14 protein-coding genes and 1 pseudogene are annotated in these 15,639 nt (G+C 68.0%); 4 read left to right on the top strand and 11 right to left on the bottom strand.

Annotated features, from left to right (window positions below; translation table 11 throughout):
- Window positions 1-374 (bottom strand): annotated as a pseudogene (locus MBENS4_RS11115) (TonB-dependent receptor); the annotation flags it as partial.
- Window positions 375-443: 69 nt separating this feature from the next.
- Window positions 444-1,538, bottom strand: coding sequence for a TonB-dependent receptor (locus MBENS4_RS11110; RefSeq protein ID WP_039390759.1), 1,095 nt, complete (start codon window positions 1,536-1,538; stop codon window positions 444-446).
- Between the two features lie 546 nt (window positions 1,539-2,084).
- On the opposite strand from MBENS4_RS11110, the gene MBENS4_RS11105 reads away from it, so the two are divergent.
- Window positions 2,085-2,894 carry an SDR family NAD(P)-dependent oxidoreductase gene (locus MBENS4_RS11105; protein ID WP_039390757.1) on the top strand — a complete coding sequence of 270 codons (810 nt, stop codon included), beginning with the start codon at window positions 2,085-2,087 and terminating at the stop codon, window positions 2,892-2,894.
- Window positions 2,895-2,969: 75 nt separating this feature from the next.
- Here the strand turns inward: MBENS4_RS11105 and MBENS4_RS11100 are convergent, their stop codons facing one another.
- From MBENS4_RS11100 to MBENS4_RS11080, 8 genes are all read right to left on the bottom strand, one after another.
- Window positions 2,970-3,812 (bottom strand): class III extradiol dioxygenase family protein, encoded by an 843-nt coding sequence (locus MBENS4_RS11100; RefSeq protein WP_039390755.1) that lies wholly within the window; start codon window positions 3,810-3,812, stop codon window positions 2,970-2,972.
- Window positions 3,813-3,816: 4 nt separating this feature from the next.
- The gene (locus tag MBENS4_RS11095) at window positions 3,817-4,206 is read right to left on the bottom strand and encodes a protocatechuate 4,5-dioxygenase subunit alpha (protein WP_052322207.1); all 390 of its coding nucleotides are present in this window, start codon (window positions 4,204-4,206) and stop codon (window positions 3,817-3,819) included.
- 133 nt (window positions 4,207-4,339) lie between these two features.
- The gene (locus MBENS4_RS27590; RefSeq protein ID WP_255352651.1) at window positions 4,340-4,711 is read right to left on the bottom strand and encodes an SDR family oxidoreductase; all 372 of its coding nucleotides are present in this window, start codon (window positions 4,709-4,711) and stop codon (window positions 4,340-4,342) included.
- A complete protein-coding gene (locus tag MBENS4_RS27585; protein WP_255352650.1) occupies window positions 4,708-5,118 on the bottom strand; it encodes an SDR family NAD(P)-dependent oxidoreductase in 411 nt (136 codons plus the stop codon). Before MBENS4_RS27585 ends, MBENS4_RS27590 begins: the two co-directional genes overlap by 4 nt.
- Before the next feature lie 118 nt (window positions 5,119-5,236).
- On the bottom strand, window positions 5,237-7,264 hold the full coding sequence (locus MBENS4_RS11085; protein ID WP_052322206.1) for a DUF5695 domain-containing protein: 2,028 nt from the start codon (window positions 7,262-7,264) through the stop codon (window positions 5,237-5,239).
- A 5-nt stretch (window positions 7,265-7,269) separates the two neighbouring features.
- Window positions 7,270-7,443 carry a hypothetical protein gene (locus MBENS4_RS25810; RefSeq protein WP_159108051.1) on the bottom strand — a complete coding sequence of 58 codons (174 nt, stop codon included), beginning with the start codon at window positions 7,441-7,443 and terminating at the stop codon, window positions 7,270-7,272.
- Window positions 7,440-8,024: a hypothetical protein gene (locus MBENS4_RS24120; protein ID WP_052322205.1), complete on the bottom strand. Its 585-nt coding sequence runs from the start codon at window positions 8,022-8,024 to the stop codon at window positions 7,440-7,442. Before MBENS4_RS24120 ends, MBENS4_RS25810 begins: the two co-directional genes overlap by 4 nt.
- A 63-nt stretch (window positions 8,025-8,087) precedes the next feature.
- Window positions 8,088-9,308, bottom strand: a complete 1,221-nt coding sequence (locus MBENS4_RS11080; protein WP_039390753.1) for an NAD(P)/FAD-dependent oxidoreductase — start codon at window positions 9,306-9,308, stop codon at window positions 8,088-8,090.
- Window positions 9,309-9,527: 219 nt separating this feature from the next.
- Between MBENS4_RS11080 and MBENS4_RS11075 the strand changes: the two genes are divergently transcribed.
- From MBENS4_RS11075 to MBENS4_RS11065, 3 genes are all read left to right on the top strand, one after another.
- On the top strand, window positions 9,528-10,184 hold the full coding sequence (locus MBENS4_RS11075) for a GntR family transcriptional regulator (protein WP_039390751.1): 657 nt from the start codon (window positions 9,528-9,530) through the stop codon (window positions 10,182-10,184).
- 24 nt (window positions 10,185-10,208) lie between these two features.
- Complete coding sequence (locus MBENS4_RS11070) at window positions 10,209-11,630, top strand: amino acid permease (protein ID WP_039390749.1); 1,422 nt, start codon at window positions 10,209-10,211, stop codon at window positions 11,628-11,630.
- A gap of 70 nt (window positions 11,631-11,700) precedes the next feature.
- Window positions 11,701-13,215 (top strand): glycoside hydrolase family 27 protein, encoded by a 1,515-nt coding sequence (locus MBENS4_RS11065; RefSeq protein ID WP_242404874.1) that lies wholly within the window; start codon window positions 11,701-11,703, stop codon window positions 13,213-13,215.
- Between the two features lie 40 nt (window positions 13,216-13,255).
- On the opposite strand, the gene MBENS4_RS11060 is transcribed toward MBENS4_RS11065, so the two are convergent.
- Window positions 13,256-15,577 carry a DPP IV N-terminal domain-containing protein gene (locus MBENS4_RS11060; RefSeq protein ID WP_084592147.1) on the bottom strand — a complete coding sequence of 774 codons (2,322 nt, stop codon included), beginning with the start codon at window positions 15,575-15,577 and terminating at the stop codon, window positions 13,256-13,258.
- Window positions 15,578-15,639: the final 62 nt, after the last annotated feature.

The following is a 15,639-nucleotide window of genomic DNA, read 5'->3' as shown; positions in this document are numbered from 1 at the left end:
CCTCTCTGCACGCTGACGCGCGGGAGAAAGTTATTGTAGGTCTTCTCGTAGCCGATCACGTCGGTCGCGCCGTCGCGGCTCATGATCGTGTCGGACTGGTAGCGCCCGTCGAGGTCGATCGTGATGGTGTCGGTCAGGTCATAGGACAGCCCGAAGAAGCCGCCCCAGGTCTCGTTCTCGCTGGTCGAGGAGAAGTCCGAGGACAATCCGCTGAAGAAGTAGAGCTGCGCGTAGCCTTCATAGCCCTTGGCCCACAGGTAGCTGCCGCCCGCCATCCAGCGCAGGCGCGCGTCGGGATCGGACGAGACCCGGAATTCCTGCGAGAAGTCCTTCTGGCGGTGCTGGATGGTGAAGGGCCAGTCGGTGTTCTCCATCGCGAACTCGTCGTTCGTGAAGGTGTTTTCATAGGGCGAGGCGACGCCCGTGATGGGATAGAGAACGGTCTAGGAATTGCGGTTGAGACCGGTCATGCTGGTCAGGCTGATGCCGCTGTCGGTGACGTATTCGACCGTCGCGCTGAAATGGTTGCTGTCGCGCACCATGCCGTAGTGGTCGATGTTCTCGTCCTGCGACATGATTGGCGAATAGTTGGCGAACATCTCCTGGAGACCCGGCGTGATCTCAGTATTCGCGCTCGGCTGACCGGGTAAGAGGTCGGGCAGCTGCCCGCAGAAGAAGGGATTGCCGCCGATCGCGCAGTTGGCCTGCTCGGGCAGCAGCACGCCGGTCGCGCCCGCGCCGTCATCGTCGTGCGCGATCATGCCGAAGAGCTTGACCGAGAGATTGTCGGTCGGCGTGAAATCCAGCTGGAGCGAGCCGCTGCGGGTCGACTGGTCGCCCAGCATCTCGCCGGGCATCGCGTTGTTCGTCCACGACCCGTCGCGGGTGAAGTAGCGCCCGCTCGCCCGGAACGAGAGCACGCCCGGCACGATCGGACCGCCCACCGCGCCGCGCAGGTCCAGGTAGTCGCGCGAGCCGCCAAGGGCGCTGACGTAGCCGGTGAAGTAGTCGGTCGGCTGCGCGGTCACCATGTTGATCGCGCCGGCAAAGGTCTGGCGGCCGAAGTAGGCGCTCTGCGGGCCCTTGAGCACTTCGACATGGTCGAAATCGAAGATGCCCGTCACCGTGCCATCGGAAATGGGAACGCCGTTGACGAACGTCGAGCTGGTCCGGTTGCCGCGGCTGGGCGCCATGCCGCGAATGATGAGCGCGGTCTGGCTGCGGTCCGAACGCGCCGAGCCGGCAATCGAGTTGTTGAGATTCATGCCCGGCGTGATCGCGGTCAGTTCCTCGACCGTCTGCACGTTGAGCGCGTTGAGGTCCTCGCCCGAATAGGCGCTGATCGCCACGGGCACATCGAGCGCGCTTTCCGAGCGCTTGCGCGCGGTCACGGTGATGACGCCCGGCGTGCGCGTCGCGGCCTCGTCCTCGGCGGCCGTCGGCGCTTCCTGCGCCCATGCCGTGCCGCCGCTCGCCATCATGAGCGGCGCCAGCGCCATCGCGCTTGCCAGCAGCGTGTTCCTGGTCCTGATCTTCATGCTTCCCCCTGGTGTCGTCGTTGTTGTCGGTGGGCCGCCCCGTTCCCCCGGCAGAAGGCATGCCCCCATGCATGCCATCTGCCCGGAAGCTCCCCCGAGCCCGGCCTCGTGACCGGACGGGGACGAAAACGCGGCGGCGCCCTCGTGAAAGCTGCTTGGCTTTGTCCGCAGGATCGACGGCGAACGCCCAGAATGTCCACGCCACGAATGTTTGTAGGCGGCCGGCAATTCAGAAGCATTCTATCTATCTGAAATAAAGCGATATAATTTAGCACACCTTTTGCAGGTGCCGCCGCGGCAAAGTCCGCGAACGCACGCCAGAGCGCACGCGCAAAAGCGCGTTAACCTTGGCGCTCGAAGAGCGGATAGAGCTGCCCGCCACGCGGATAGGGAGACCCGCTGGCGCCTCGCGCTCCGCCCCGGAGCAGGGACGCGATTCGCCGCATCACGCGGGCCTGATCCTCAGGGGGGTGGAAAAAGTACCGACTTTCGCTGCCCGCCCCGATCCCTATGCAGGGGAAAACACCTGAGGAAGAGGAGAGGAACATGGCAAGGGACGCAATCCGCATGGACGGGAAGGTCGCCATCGTCACTGGCGGCGCGGGCGGGATCGGCGGCGCGACCGCGCGCCTTCTGACCGCGCGCGGCGCCAAGGTCGCCATCGCCGACATCGCCTTTGCGCGTGCGATAGATCTCGCGCGCGAACTGCCCGGCGCGCATGCCCTCGAGGTCGACCTGGAAGACCCGCAGTCGGTCGAGAACATGGTCGAGGAAACGCTCGCGCACTTCGGGCGCCTCGACGTGCTCCACAACAACGCCGCGCTGCTCGGCCCCGACGTCGCGCTCGCCGATACCGATGTCGAGAGCATGGACACCGCGTTCTGGGACCGTACCTTCGCGATCAACGTGCGCGGCACCATGATCGCCTGCCGCACCGCGCTGCCGCACTTGCGCGCGAGCAAGGGCAACATCGTCAACACGGTCACCAACCTCGCCCTGCAGGGCCACATCGTGCAGGCCGCCTATTCCTCCTCGAAGGCCGCGATCATCCAGATGACACGCGCCATTGCCGCCAGCCACGGCGTCCATGGCGTGCGCTGCAACGCGGTTGCCCCGGGAATGACGGTCACGCCCTCGCTGCTCGAAGCCTTCCCCGCAGGCCTTCGGGAAGCTGTCGAGGCCGAGACCCTGCGCGACCGGCTTGGCGCGCCCGAGGACATTGCCGAGGCGGTCGCCTTCCTCGCCTCGGACGCGGCGCGCAACGTGACCGGCGAAGTGCTGGTCTGCGATGGCGGGAGCGCCAGCCACGTCCCCGGCCTCGCCCCGTTCCGTGCCTTCCTGGCCGCAGGCGGCTGAGCCCGGCACACACGAGAGCCCCGCCGATAGACAGGTTCGGCGGGGCTCCTGGCCTTTGTCTCATGCGAACGCCGGTCAGGCAGTCTCCAGCAGCATCGTCGCCGCCGCCGTGTTCGAGATCGGGATGTGGTAGTTGCGGTGCGTCTCGCGCGCAGGCGCCGCGCCCAGCGCGCCGCGTGCGGCGATCCAGTTGAGGATCTCCACCCCTTGCGAGCCCGACTTGCGCACGATCTCCTTCGTGCTGTCGACGCAGATCGCTTCCGGGTTGGCGGCCAGGCTGTCCATGCAGAAGCGGTCGTAGTCGGGATTGACGAAGCCCGCACGTTCGCCGTCCAGCTGGTGCGAGAGGCCGCCCGTACCGATCACCACGATCTTCTCGGCCCCCTGCCAGCTTGCCAGCGCACGGTGGACGGCCTGGCCGAGCGCGAGACAGCGCTTGGCCGAAGGCAGCGGATACTGCACCGTGTTGATCGCGATCGGCACCAGCTTCAGGGGCCATTCCTGCGCGTCGGGATAGGCGAGCTCGAAGGGGATCGAGAGCGCGTGGTCGACCAGCATCGACTGGCAGGTCGTCACGTCGAACTCATCGCCCACCAGCTGCTCGATGATGTGCCAGCTGAGGTCCGGATGGCCCGCGAAGGACTTGAACAGCGGCAGGCCCCAGCCCTCGTCCTCGTTGCGGTATTCGTGCGCCGCGCCCACCGCGAAAGTCGGCATCTTGTCGAGGAAGAAGTTGAGGCCGTGGTCGTTGTAGAAGCACACCGCCACGTCGGGACGCTCGGCCTCCAGCCATTCGCGCACGGGCGGGAAGCCGTCGAAGAAGGGCTTCCAGTAGGGCTCTTCCTGGTCGCCGCGCACGATGGCGCCGCCGATGGCGGGCACGTGGCTGGTGAAATAACCTCCGATGATCCGCGCCATGGTCTCAGTCCTCCCCGGCCTTGCGACCCTGCGCGAGCAGCATCGCCTTGAATTCGTCCACGCTCATGCCGGTCTGCTGCGCGCCCACGTCCTGCACGTTGAGGCCGAAGATGCCCGCCAGCTTGGCAAGGTAGTAGATGTTGCCGCCCGCCTCGATCATGGCGAGGACATTGCGCGCGCGCACCGCGGCGAGTTGCTCGGCGCTCAGGCCATAGCGCTGGCAATAAGCGTCCTCGTCGGCGAGGAAGGCCTCGCGGTTGGCCGCCTCGTTGAAGGAGAAGCACATGGCGTTGAGCGCGTAGCCCTTGGCCGCCGCGCAGCCATCAAACAGATGCGTGCCGAAGATCGGCGCGCTGTCGCCCGGCGGCGGCGGGGTATCGGGTGCTAAGGTCATTCGGGCTATCCTCTTTATCCGGTCCTGTTAGATCGGAAACGAGGATAGGCGCGCGGGAAAGCCCCGTTCTTGATCGCGATCAAGCGCCTTGCGAGACGCGCGGGATCGGATGATACTTAGCCTGAACTTATGGCTACTCGGCGGTCCAGCCACCATCGACGACAAGGCTCGTGCCGGTCATCATCGCCGAGGCATCGCCCGCCAGGAACAGCACCGCGCCCATCAGGTCCTCGGGCGCGCCGATGCGGCCGATCTTGATCTTCTCCAGGACACTGGCCTTGAACGCCGGGTCCTCGAAATAGGGTTTGGTAAGAGGGGTTTCGATGAAGGTCGGGGCAATCGTGTTGGAGCGGATGCCGTGGGCGGCGAGGTCCAGCGCGAAGGCCTTGTTCATGCCCTCCAGCGCCCACTTGCTGGCGCAGTAGAGCGCGCGGTTGGGGCCGCCCACATGGCCCATCTGCGAGCCCATGTGGATGAGGCTACCCTTGGTGCCCGTCGCCATCATCCGCTCCACGCAGGCCTGCGCGACGAAGAACGCGGCCCGGACGTGAGATCCATGACCGCATCGAAATCATCTTCGCTTGCCTCCCACATCGGCTTGGGACGGTTGGTGCCCGCGTTGTTGAGGAGGACATGGAAAGGTTCGCGCGCGGCAAAGAAGGCGCGCACCGCGCCCGTGTCCGAGACATCGAGCGGGGCGGCCTCGGCCCGGTAGCCCGCCGCGCGCAACTGGCTGGCGGCGGCCTCGATCTCGCGTCCGGTGCGCGCCACCAGAGTCACCTCGGCCCCCGCCTCGGCCAGCGCGGCCGCGGCGGCAAGGCCGATCCCGCGGCCTGCCCCCGTCACCACCGCGCGGCGCCCGTCGAGGCGGAAACTGGGTGTCACTGGAAGCGGCGTGGAGGGCGGGGTCATTGCGGGTCTTCTCATTCCAACAGAGGGGCAAAGCTGCGCACCGGTCGCCCTAGCCCGAAAAGGCCCTCCCTGTCAGGCTTTGCGCGCGCCGCTGTCCGGAATGCGAATTTCCCGCCGCTCAGGCGAAGGCGAGATCGACCACCGTGCGCGTGGTGCCCTGCGCGATCTCCAGCGCAACGCGTCCGCGCGCATCCAGATCGCGCGCTGCCCCGTCGATGCGCAAGCCACGCCCCTGCTCCCGCCCACGCCCGAGCGTGAGCAGGCTGGTGCGCGCAGGGCCCGCCGCGTGTTCGAGCACGACACGGCACCGCGTGCCCGAGGACACTACTTCGATGGCCTCCTCGCGCGCGAAGCGGACACCGGGTGCCAGCTGCAGATCGAACGCCGCGTCCTGAAGGCGGACGTGGAAACGGCGGCGCACCCCGTCGCGCGGGACCACGCGCAAGCTCCCCCCTGCCTCCTCAAGGCTGCCGCTGTGGGCGATGCGCCCCAGCAGCGGATCGTCGGCAAGGGTCGTCGCGGCCGCGCGCAAGGCCCCGCAGAACCCCAGGTCGATCTCGCACGAATAGTACCAGGACCCGTGCCAGTGCGGCTGGTCGAGCCAGGTCTGCCCCAGCGCCGCGGGCTCGAACCCGCCGCCCGCCGCGCCGTCGTTGGCCTTGCCCGGATACCAGTAGCCATGCCCGCTTTCGGGTGTCCCGCTGTTGAGTAGCGCCCAGCTGCTCAGCGTCGAGGCATGCCCAAGACGCAGCAGCGCGTGGGGGTCCGGCGCATCGTGGAGCGCGTAGTCGAGCACGCCCCAGCCGCCCATCTGCGCCATGTAGGTCAGCGTATAGGCATCGCCGCCCTGCCCGCGGTAATCGCTGCCCAGGTAATAGTAGGAAGGCTCCAGCCAGCCCCGGCAGAACAGGTTGGCGGCAAACTGGCGCTCGCGAAAGGCGCGGGCGCGCTCGGGCGCGAAGGTGCCGGGCCGCTCCAGCGCGTAACGGGCCATGGCCTGCGTCGATTCAAAGCCGGTGGAATCGAAGGCGTATTCCGAGACGAAGAGGTCCTCCACCTCCTCCACGAAGTGGCGCACCTTGCGCTCCCAGAAGCCGCGCAGCTCGCCCGCCCAGACATCCTTGCCTTCAGCCTCGAGCGCGTCGATGAGCTCGGGCAGGACGATCTCGTTGTAGTAGCCGATATTGTTCGCGTCCCAGCCGACCAGCGTGTCGGGCACGGTGAACATCGCGCGCGCGGTACCAAAGGCGCGTTCAAGGTATGCGTCGGCCGAAAGTCGTGTCGAGACGCCCGGATGGAGCCGCGCGGCGCGGTACATCCCGAAGTACATGACGACGATGTGCGGGTAATCGTAGGTGCGCCACAGGTGCTCGCGCCCCTTGGGGCCGGGGTCCTCGCTCTCGCGGTTCCGCTTCCAGTCGAGGATGCCGTAGATGCCGTAAGGCCAGGGCTCCTCGGTCGTCTGCTGGAGGCCGCCCCAGACGAAGTGCGCGATATACTCGTCGAGCGCATCGATCTCGGCCTGAACGGGGTATTCGGCAAGCTTGGCGCCGAGGAACGCGGGCTTGGACAGGCCCGGATCATCGCAGGTCACCTCGTAGATGCGCCAGCCCCCGATGCGGTCGTAGTTGTCGGGGCCCAGCAGCACCTCGCTCTGCATGTTCCATTCGGCGAGAAGCCCGTTGTACCACGTGGCGGGATCGGTGTGGCGGTGGGCGGCGATGAAGGCGCCGCGCTTGGCGATCATCGTCTCGACCGGCTCGGTCGCGAAGAATTCCAGCGTCGTGCGCGCGCCGTTTTCCTGCACCAGCGTCAGGTGGTTCTCGCCCAGCCGTGCAAGTTCCACGCGGTAGAGCTGGCGTCCCGCGCGCGTTCCCAGCGAGGTGATGCGCGTGTCGCCGGGATGCTCGGCCTCGATCCGGGCGACCGGAATGCGCGAGCCCAGCGAGAGCGTGACCGCAAGGTCGCTGGGCACGGTCATGCCCGGGCTCAGCTCGACATCGACCAGGCCGCGATCGGCAATCGCGGCGCGCATCTGGGCATAGCCTTCGACCAGCGCAAAGGTCACGCCGCGCTGCGCGCGCGCGCCTGGGGCAAGGTGGAGCGAGGTCGCGGGAAGGCGCCAGCGCGAATGGGCCTTGCGCACCTCATCTACCGCGCACGCGGCGTGGAAATAGACCTGGTAGCAGGGGCCCTCGCGGCGAAAGCCTCCCAGTATTCGAGCGCGCTGCCCTCCTGCGGAAACATCGCCAGCCAGGGCGTCGCGCTGTCCTTGCGCTGCCAGAACACGTGCGAGCCCGCGCCCGAGATGAAGCTGTGCTTCAAGAGCCCCTGCGGGTCCTTGCCGTCGCTTGCCTGCAGCTCGTTGATCGGCAGGCCCAGAGCCAGATCGCCCAGTTCGAGCGCCTCGCCGCCCGTGTTCGCAAGGTCGAGCGTGAGGGCAAGATCGCCCCCCTCCAGCGCGAAGCTACGACAAGGACCAGGTCTGCGCCCAGCGCATAGCGGGTGGCGAGCGTGTTCGCGGTCGCCTCTGCGACGTCGCCCGCCAGCGCCGTGGTGGCGAAGGTGCGCCATTCGCCCCCGCCGAGGCGGAAGCGTCCGCGCACCTCGCCCAGACGTCCGCCAGCGCGAATGAAGTCGCCGAGCGCCTCGTGGCCTGCGGCAAGCAGACTGGTGACGCAGCCGCCCTCGCACCCGGTCACGAAGGCCGCCCCCTCCTGCGCCAGCGCCCGGTTGACGCGGCGCACGCCCGGCTCGACCGCGCGGGCCATGGACGGGGCGAGCGCGGGCAGCGCCAGCGCGCCGACACCGCCTTTCAGGAGCGCGCGGCGCGTTTTCAGAAGCGCGCGGCGCGAGGCCTTGGACGGGCCGGTAGAAGCGGCGAAACGGACACGGGGGGAAGTCATCCGGGCATCATCCAGGTCTGCCACGCGAGCGGGCCGAGCGCCGCTTCACGTGTGGGCAAGAGGTCAGGCAAAACGGGAAAGGTCGAAGGGCGCGAGCGGCAGGCTGGTGCGGCGACCATCGAGCATCTCGGTCACGAGCCGTCCGGTGACAGCGGCCAGCGTCAGCCCCAGGTGCTGGTGCCCGAAGGCGTAGTAGAGGTTATCCGCGCGGTCCGAACGGCCAATCGCGGGCAGATAGTCGGGCAGGGTCGGGCGTGCGCCCATCCAGCGCTGGAACGGCCCGGTGATCGGCAGGCCAAGCTCGGCGATATGGCGTTCCAGCCGCGCCCACTTGCGCGGGTCGGCGGGGGCATCGGCGCGCGCGAACTCGACAAAGCTCGCCGCCTGCACGCACGTGCGGTAGCGCGTGACGATCATCGCGCGCTCCTCGTAGACGACGGGCGGCAGATCCTCGGGCCAGTGCTGCGCGTCGGCGCGCACGTGATAGCCCCGCTCGGCAATGAGCGGCACCTTGTGGCCGACCGGCGCCAGCAGCGCGCCCGAGCGTACGCCCGCGCAGACCACCACCTGGTCACACTCGACGCCCGCGATGGAAATGCGTCGGCCCTCGCGCACCAGGCGTCCCTCCCCCTCGATCCGCGCGCCGCCGCGCGCGGCAAAGGCGGCGTGAAGCGCCCCGCGCAGTTCATCCAGATCGGCGATCTGCGCGGTGCCGGTAAAGCGCATGGCGCCTGCAGGGTGCGCGGCACCGAGCGCCGAAAGACGCGCCAGGTCCGCTGCCGAGGCGGGTGCGGCGCTGGCGGTGCCCGTGTCCGCCGCCGCAAGATCGCGCGCGCCTTCCCGCGCGGCGCGTTCGTCCAGCCAGGTCACCAGGTGCCCGCCTTCGCGCAGCAGGTCCGGTACGCCGATATCCTCCACTTGCGCGCGCCAGGCGGGAAGCGCCTCAGCCAGCAGCCGGGAGAGGGCCGTGCGCCCCGCCGCAAAGCGCTTCGCACCCGACGCGCCCAGAAGGCGTGTGGTGAAGGGAAGCCAGGTCGCGATCTCACGCGGGGGCAGCGCGAGCGGACCGCCTGCGGCGAACAGACGCCCCGGTACGCTACGCACCTGCTCCATCGAGGCCAGCGGAGCGACCTGCTCGACCGCGATGTGCCCGGCGTTGCCCCAGGACGGGGCGGCGGCGCCGGGATCGTTGTCGAGGAGGGTGACGCGGTGGCCCGCCTTGAGCAGCGCCAGCCCTGCGGACAAGCCCACAACTCCGCCGCCGATGATCCCCACGTGCCCCATCAAAAACTCCGTTGACCACAAACTTATTTCGTATACGGTATATCTAATTCCACGAGGCAGCAAGACTCAATGACCCGCAAATTGTCCCTTCCCGACACTCGGCCTGCCCAGGGTGGAGCCCTGCCCAAAGGTTCATTTGCGGGAACCGGAACAACCGTCTACGTTATACGGTTGTCGCATGCGCCCTGCGGGCGTGATGCATTCCTGGAGATTTGAGTCGTGACAATTGTAGTTCGGACACTGGCAGAGCGGATTTTCGAAGTCATCCGCGAGCGGATCATCGAAGGCAAGCTTTCGGTCATGGAGCCGGTCCGCCAGGACGCGCTCGCCAAGGAGCTGGGGGTCAGCAAGATCCCGCTGCGCGAAGCGCTCGCCCGCCTCGAGCATGAGGGCCTCCTCACCAGCCAGCCCAACCGCGGCTGGTTCGTCCAGCCGATGACGAGCGACCAGGCCGAGGAAATCTACGAGCTGCGCCTCGCCTTCGAGCCCGTCGCCGCCGCACGCGGCGCGCGCATGGCCACCGAGGAAGACCAGCAGGCCGCCATCGCCGCGTTCGAACGGCTCGACACGGCCGCCAATTCCGCGCTCAGCGAAGTGGGCGTGCGCAACCGCGAATTCCACGTGACGCTGGTGCGCCCGGGGCAGCGCCTGCTCACCACCCAGCTGGTCGAGCGCCTCGAAGTGCTCGCCGAGCGCTACGTCATTGCCCACCTGGAGCCCGCCGGACGCGGCAACCGCGCGCACACCGAGCACAAGGGGCTGCTCGACGCCTGGCTCGCGCGCGACGAGGACGCCGTGCGCGCCCAGCTGACCCATCACATCGCCAACACGCTCGAAGACCTTCGGGCCCATTTCGCCGTCAGCCTGACCGGCTGACGCACTGCACAGCAAGGGGACTGCATGCTCGGACCGAGAAAGACACTCGAATCTCTCGCTCACCGCGAAACCGGGCATAGCCTTGCCAAGACCCTGAGCTGGCCGCACCTCGTGGCCCTGGGGGTCGGCGCCATCGTCGGCACGGGTATCTACACGCTGACAGGCGTGGGCGCCGAGCGTGCAGGTCCCGCAGTGATCCTGGCCTTCGCCATTGCGGGCGCGGTCTGCGCCTGCGCGGCGCTCGCCTATGCCGAGATGGCGACGCTCATTCCGGCGGCGGGCAGCGCCTATACCTTCAGCTACGCGGCCATGGGCGAGACCGTTGCCTGGATCGTGGGCTGGAGCCTGATCCTGGAATACTCGCTCGCCTGCTCGACCGTGGCGGTGGGCTGGTCGGGCTATCTGGTCGGCTGGATCCAGTCGGCGGGCGTGCCGCTGGCCGAGATGCTGCTGACAGGCCCGTTCACCGGCGGCCTCATCAACCTGCCCGCCGTCCTGGTTGCGCTTGCCATCATGGGCATGCTGATCGGGGGCACGCGCGAGAGCGCAACGCTCAACATCATCCTCGTCATCATCAAGCTTGCCGCGCTCAGCGTCTTCGTGGCCATCGCCCTTCCCGCCTTCCAGACCGACAATCTCCAGCCCTTCATGCCCTATGGCTTTGGCAGCAGCGAGATCGGCGGCGCCAAGCGCGGGGTCATGGCGGCCGCGGCCATCGTCTTCTTTGCCTTCTACGGCTTCGATGCGGTGGCCACCTCGGCCGAGGAAGCCAAGAACCCGGGCCGCGACCTTACCATCGGCATCATCGGCTCGATGCTGGTGTGCACGGTGATCTACATGGCGGTGGCCTTTGCCGCCGTGGGCGCGCTCCCGTTCCAGGAGCTGGGCCACAGCGCCGAGCCGCTCGCGCTGGTGCTGCGCGCGCTCGACCAGCCCTTTGCCGCGCACGTCATCGCGCTCGCCGCGATCATTGCGCTGCCGTCTGTCATCCTGGTGATGATGTACGGGCAGAGCCGCGTGTTCTTCGTCATGGCGCGCGACGGGCTGCTGCCGCGCGCGCTTGCCCGGATCAACCCGAAGACGGGGTCCCCCACGCGCATCACGCTGATGACGGGCATCTCCATTGCGCTGGTCGCGGGGATCTTCCCGCTCGACAAGATCGCCGAGATGGCGAACGCGGGCACGCTCATCGCCTTCATCGCGGTCGGCGCGTGCCTCATGATCATGCGCCGCCGCGAGCCCGCGCTGCCGCGCCTGTTCCGCTGCCCGCAGCCCTACCTTGTCGGCACGCTCGCCATCGCGGGCTGCGCCTACCTGCTCTTCAGCCTGCCCACCGACACGCTCATCCGCTTTGCGATCTGGAACGTCGCCGGGCTGATCTTCTACTGCCTCTACAGCCGCCCGCGCAGCAGCGCCGGGCGAGATCTGGCCGCCCAGCGCGCCTGACCCTGCATACCGGGCAGGACGCATCGGCGCGTCCTGCCCCCGCCATCCACGAACCCTGAGGAGACCTCCCGTGTCACGTTCCGCCGTGATTGCCGCCGCGCTTGCCGCCGTGGCCCTTCCCTTTGCGCCCGCCGCGCAGGCCAAGACCCCGTTTGACGGCGTCTGGCTCTTCGACGAGGCCCCCGACCGCCCCGGTGTCACCATGATGGAGGTACGCTCCAAGGGCGATGCCATCGAGGGCGAAGTCACCACCCAGTGGTATGGCCCGGTCACGATGCAAAACGCGCGCATGGAAGATGGCACGCTCACCTTCGAGGCCACCAACATCAACGACTGGGACCACCCGACCCGCACCTGGCACGTCGCCATGGCGGACGGAAAGGTCCAGCTGACCGGCCAGATCTGGTTCAGCGAGATCGACGAGACCGGCCACAAGGGCACCGCGAAGGACGCGAAGGCGCGCGCCTTCGCGTTCACCGAACTGCCCGAAATGGGCGCGCCGATCCCCGGCACGCTGGCCCCCACCCCGCCGATGGGCTGGTCGAGCTGGAACAAGTTCGACGAGCACATCGACGATGCCACGGTGCGCGCGATGGCCGACGCCATGGTCGCAACCGGCCTGCGCGATGCCGGTTACACCTACATCAACATCGACGATGGCTGGCAGGGCACGCGCGATGCCAGCGGCGCGCTGCAGCCCAACGCCAAGTTCCCCGACATGAAGGCGCTGACCGACTACGTCCACGCGCGCGGCCTCAAGATCGGCATCTATTCCTCGCAGGGGCCCAAGACCTGCGCGGGATATGAAGGCAGCTACGGCCACGTGAAGCAGGACGCGCAGACCTTTGCCGACTGGGGCTTCGATTACCTCAAGTACGACCTGTGCTCGGGCGAGTGGTTCTACAACGACCGCGACACCGTGGTGCGCAGCTACTACGAGATGGGCAAGGCGCTGCGCGAGACGGGCCGCGACATCCTCTTTTCGCTGTGCGAGTACGGCCGCTTCGAGGTCGGCAGCTGGGGCCGCGATGTCGGCGGCGAACTGTGGCGCACGACTGGCGACATCACCGACGACTACAAGACGATGGCGCAAATCGGCTTTGATCACAACGGCAAGCCCGAGCACGCCGGCCCCCACGGCTGGAACGACCCCGACATGCTGGAAATCGGCAACGGCGGGATGAGCGCGGACGAATACCGCACGCACATGTCGCTCTGGGCCATGTCGGCCGCCCCGCTGATGATGGGCCATGACCTGCGAGAGACGAGCGCGGACATGCTCGCGATCCTGGCCAACCGCCGCGTCATTGCGGTCGATCAGGACACGCGCGGCATCCAGGGCCAAGCCGTGCGCACCGAGGGTACGACCGAAGTCTGGGCCAAGCCGCTCGCCGACGGATCGGTGGCACTCGCTCTCTTCAACCGCGCCGAGGCGCCGATCACCGCGACGATGAGCGCGGGCGATGCAGGGCTGGCGAGCGTGTCGAAGGTCGAGGATCTGTGGTCGGGCGCGGTCACGTCGGGCCTTGCGGGAAGCTACGAAGTCCCCGCCCACGGCGTGGTGATGCTGCGCGTCACCGCGTAAGCGCCACGAGGGGGCGGGCCGCCCGCCCCCTCTTTGGCCATCAGAGCGCGGCGGCCTCGGCCCCGTGGGTCTGCAGCGCGTCCACGAAGAAGTCGAACTGGCGGCGCGTCACATAGTCGATCGGGCCGCTCGAACGGCCGGTCGAATGCTCACCGCCCGGCACGACCAGCAGGTCGAAGTCCTTGTCCGCCGTGATGAGCGCATCCACCACCTGCATCGTCGAGGCGGGATCGACGTTGCTGTCCTGCTCGCCCACCACCATGAAGAGGCGGCCCCGAAGCTTGTCGGCGTGCTCCACGCCCGAGGCCGCAAGGTAGGACGCATCGACCGGCCAGCCGAGCCACTGCTCATTCCAGCTGATCTTGTCCATGCGGTTGTCATAGCAGCCCGCGAGCGCAAAGCCCGCCTTGTAGAAGTCGCCATGGAAAAGGAGCGCGTTGAGCGTGCTCTGCCCGCCCGCCGACGCGCCGTAGATCCCCACGCGCGAAATGTCGTAGGAAGGATCGCGCGCGGCGAGCGCACGGTGCCAGGCGATGCGGTCGGGAAAGCCGGAATCGGCCAGGTTCTTCCAGGCCACGTCGTGGAACGCCTTGGAGCGGTTCGCCGTCCCCATGCCGTCGATCTGGACGACGATGAAGCCCAGGTCCGCCAGCGCCTGCATCCCGATCACCTTGTCCCCGCCCGAATGGTAGCCAAAGGGCCAGAAACTCTTGGGCACGAAGCTGTCGTGGGGCCCGGCGTAGATGTTCTCGATGACCGGGTAGGACTTGGCCGGATCGTAGTCGCGCGGGCGCACGACAAGGCCCCAGATGTCACTCGTGCCATCGCGCCCCTTGGCGGTGAAGACTTCCGGGGGCCGGAAGCCTGCTTCGGTGAGCCGCGTGATGTCCCCTCGAGCGATCTCGGCCACGTTCGCGCCATCCTCGGCACGGCGCAGCACGGTGACTTCGGGCGCATCGACGCGCGAATAGGTGTCGACGAAATGGCGCATGTCGGACGCGAAGCGGGCCTGGTGGTTGGCCCTCTCGGGCGTCAGGGCGACAAGGTTGCGCCCGTCGAAATCAACCCGGTAATAGTGCACGAAGTAAGGGTCCTCGCCCGGGGTCATGCCGCTTGCGGCAAACCAGATCCGGCGCGCCGCATCGTCCACCCGCACGACCTCGCGCACGACCCAGTCGCCCCTGGTGATCTGACGGGCCACCTTCCCGCTCTTTCCATCGACAAGGTAGATGTGGCGGTTGCCATCGCGCTCGGAGGTCCAGAGCAGTTCCTTGCCGAGGCCGTCGACGTCGTGGACGAAGCGCTTTTCGCCAAAGACGAAGGTGTCCGCTGTCTCCGTCACGGCGGCGTGCGCGCGGCCCGTGGCGGCGTCGACGGCAATCACCTTGGCCTCTTGGAAACCGCGCTGCATGTAGTCGAACTCGGCGCTCTCACCATCGCGCCGCCAGCGCGGGGCAGAGAGTTCGTAGGGGTTGGGAAAGAGCGCGGGGTCAATCTCGGTCACCACGCCGGTCGCCACATCGACGAGGACGGGCTGCTCCTGGTCGATGGCATCGCCGGGCTTGGGGTAAAGCTGGGTCTGCAGGCCCGGCTGCAGCTGTCCCGCAGGCGCCGCCTCGACGCGCAGGACCTGGCGCGCATAGCCCGGGCGCACGCGGTAGATCATCAGGTGGCGGCTGTCGGGCGACCAGGCGATGGTCTCGGGATCGTAGAAGTTGCCTTCAGTCCCTGTCGCCGTGCGCAGGCGCACCTCGCCCCCTTGCGCGCTGCGCACAAGGAGGTTGCTGTCCTCGACCAGCGCCTCCAGCGCGCCATCGGGTGAGACACGCGGGGTATTGTCGGCGGGCACCGAGAGATCGCGCACCACGCCAAAGCCGCGCGGACGGCCCGGATAGGCGATCTTGCGGCAGGTGTAATCGGCAAGTCCGCATTCGTACGGCGTGTAATCGATATGGAAGCGGATCGTCTGGCGCGCGGCGTCGGTGAAGCTGAACTCCTCGAACGGCAGGCGCAGCGGCGCGGTCTCGTGGCCGAGCAGCCGGCCCAGCCCTTCGGCGAGCCGGGCATGATCGAAGGAGGGCGCGCGGGTCAGGCCGTCCAGCGTCACCGTCTCGAAGGCGAAGCCGCCTTCCACCGTGCGGCGGTAGGAAAAGGCCGTGCTGTCCGGCGTCCAGCTGGCGGGCCAGGCAATGCCGCGCGTCAGGTACTGCCAATCCGCGCGCAGGTGCACCGAGCGCGCGATCTCGGCGCGGGTCGGCTCGGCGTGGGCCGGAGAGGCGAGAAGCCCCGTCGCGAGCGCGGGCACGGCAACCGAGAGCGCCAGCGCAAGGCCAAGGAGCGGGGAACGGGACGCAGCGGACATGATGGGCAACCCTGTTGTCTTTGTGGTGCGTGGGGCCCGTCGGCAGGGCCCGCTCTACAGAC

The sequence above is a fragment of the Novosphingobium sp. MBES04 genome (assembly GCF_000813185.1).
GTDB classification, from domain to species: Bacteria; Pseudomonadota; Alphaproteobacteria; order Sphingomonadales; family Sphingomonadaceae; genus Novosphingobium; species Novosphingobium decolorationis.
This window is presented reverse-complemented; position numbering and strand designations above follow the sequence as displayed.

What these genes read in the sequence shown, in the direction of transcription:
- MBENS4_RS11080 (WP_039390753.1), bottom strand. Translation starts at nt 9,308, where the DNA reads ATGGGGCACGTGGGGATCATCGGCGGCGGAGTTGTGGGCTTGTCCGCA.
- MBENS4_RS27590 (WP_255352651.1), bottom strand. Translation starts at nt 4,711, where the DNA reads ATGATGGCGACGGGCACCAAGGGTAGCCTCATCCACATGGGCTCGCAG.
- MBENS4_RS11070 (WP_039390749.1), top strand. Translation starts at nt 10,209, where the DNA reads ATGCTCGGACCGAGAAAGACACTCGAATCTCTCGCTCACCGCGAAACC.
- MBENS4_RS24120 (WP_052322205.1), bottom strand. Translation starts at nt 8,024, where the DNA reads ATGACTTCCCCCCGTGTCCGTTTCGCCGCTTCTACCGGCCCGTCCAAG.
- MBENS4_RS27585 (WP_255352650.1), bottom strand. Translation starts at nt 5,118, where the DNA reads ATGACCCCGCCCTCCACGCCGCTTCCAGTGACACCCAGTTTCCGCCTC.
- MBENS4_RS11110 (WP_039390759.1), bottom strand. Translation starts at nt 1,538, where the DNA reads ATGAAGATCAGGACCAGGAACACGCTGCTGGCAAGCGCGATGGCGCTG.
- MBENS4_RS11095 (WP_052322207.1), bottom strand. Translation starts at nt 4,206, where the DNA reads ATGACCTTAGCACCCGATACCCCGCCGCCGCCGGGCGACAGCGCGCCG.
- MBENS4_RS11105 (WP_039390757.1), top strand. Translation starts at nt 2,085, where the DNA reads ATGGCAAGGGACGCAATCCGCATGGACGGGAAGGTCGCCATCGTCACT.
- MBENS4_RS11060 (WP_084592147.1), bottom strand. Translation starts at nt 15,577, where the DNA reads ATGTCCGCTGCGTCCCGTTCCCCGCTCCTTGGCCTTGCGCTGGCGCTC.
- MBENS4_RS11100 (WP_039390755.1), bottom strand. Translation starts at nt 3,812, where the DNA reads ATGGCGCGGATCATCGGAGGTTATTTCACCAGCCACGTGCCCGCCATC.